This window comes from Streptomyces sp. WAC05292 (assembly GCF_003949955.1).
GTDB lineage: Bacteria > Actinomycetota > Actinomycetes > Streptomycetales > Streptomycetaceae > Streptomyces > Streptomyces globosus.
In genome coordinates, this window is the sequence record NZ_RPSE01000668.1 from 1 (window position 1) to 1,833 (window position 1,833).

Genomic DNA, 1,833 nt, shown 5'->3' on the forward strand with positions numbered 1-1,833 from the left:
CCCCCCACACCATCCGGCTCGGCAGCCCCCGGCCGAGGCTGCGCCTGGTCGGCATCGGCCTCACCCTGGTGATGCTCGCCTTCACCGTGCGCCTCCTGCAGGTGCAGGCCGTCGACGCCTCCGCGTACTCGGCGAAGGCCTCCGCGAACCGCTTCACCACCGTCACCCTCGCCGCCGAGCGCGGCGAGATCACCGACCGCAAGGGCGTCGCCCTCGCCATCAGCGTCGACGCCCACGACATCACCGCCGACCCGCAGATGTTCACCCCGCAGGAGAGCAAGGCGCCCGACGCCCCCGAGCAGGCGGCCGCCCTCCTCGCCCCCATCCTCGGCGCCGACGCCGGCGAGCTCGCCGCCAAGCTGAAGACGAAGAACAGCCGGTACGTCGTCCTCGCCCGCCGCCAGACCCCCCAGGTCCTGAACCAGATCAAGGACCTCAAGCGGGTCTTCGCCGACAAGGCCGCCGCCGACAAGCGCAACAACGGCCCCGGCGCCAACGTCCTCGCCGGCGTGTTCAGCGAGGACAGCAGCAAGCGCGTCTACCCGAACGGCGACCTCGCCGCCGGGATACTGGGCTACGTCAACGCCGAGGGCCGCGGCGGCGGCGGCCTGGAGTCCTCGCTCGACCGCAAGCTCGCCGGCCGGGACGGCACCATCACCTACGCCCAGTCCGGCGGCCGGCGCGTCCCCACCGCCGGGTCCAACGAGAAGCCCGCCGTGCCCGGCGAGGACATCGAGCTGACCATCGACCGCGACATCCAGTGGGCCGCGCAGAGCGCCATCGCCGAACAGGTCCGCGCGTCCGAAGCCGACCGCGGCTACGTCATCGTCCAGGACACCCGCACCGGCGAGGTCCTGGCCATGGCCAACGCCCCGGGCTTCGACCCCAACGACCTCTCCCGCGCCAGCTCGGCCGCCATGGGCAACGCCGCCCTCCAGGACGTGTACGAGCCGGGCTCCACCGCCAAGGTCATCTCCATGGCGGCCGTGCTGGAGGAGAAGAAGGCCACCCCCGAGACGCGCGTCGAGGTCCCCAACCGGCTCCACCGCGGCGACCGGCTCTTCAAGGACGACATCGACCACCCGACCTGGTACCTCACCCTCAACGGGGTCCTCGCCAAGTCCTCCAACATCGGCACGATCCTCGCCACCGGCCAGCTCGGCCCCACCCAGCCCGACGCCAACCGCGTCCTGCACTCCTACTTCGACAAGTTCGGCATCGGCCGGCCCACCGGCCTGGACTACCCCGGCGAGTCCCGCGGCATCCTCGCCCGCCCCGAGGCCTGGTCGACCTCCCAGCAGTACACGATCCCCTTCGGCCAGGGCCTCTCCGTCAACGCCATGCAGGCCGCCTCCGTCTACTCCACCGTCGCCAACGGCGGCGTACGCATCGAGCCCACCCTCGTCCGCGGCACCAAGGGCCCCGACGGCCGCTTCACCCCGGCCCCCGCGCCCGAGCAGACCCGCGTCATCAGCGAGGAGACCGCCAAGACCCTCGCGCAGATGCTGGAATCCGTCGTCGACGACCAGGAGGGCACCGGCACCAAGGCCCGCATCCCCGGCTACCGCGTCGGAGGCAAGACCGGCACGTCCAACCGGGTGGATCCGGCCACCGGCCGCTACAAGGGCTACACCGCCTCCTTCGCCGGCTTCGCCCCCGCCGACGACCCCCGCATCACCGTCTACTGCGCCATCCAGAACCCCACCAAGGGCAGCTACTTCGGCGGCCAGATCTGCGGCCCCATCTACAAGAAGGTCATGGAGTTCGCCCTCAAGACCCTCCGCGTCGCCCCCACCGGCACCGCCCCCGCAGGCCTGCCGGTCACCTACGAGC

1 protein-coding gene is annotated in these 1,833 nt (G+C 71.9%); it reads left to right on the forward strand.

From position 1 onward, the window contains the following. On the forward strand, window positions 1–1,833 hold a 1,833-nt coding region (locus tag EF903_RS32225; RefSeq protein ID WP_185902939.1), incomplete at both ends, for a penicillin-binding protein 2.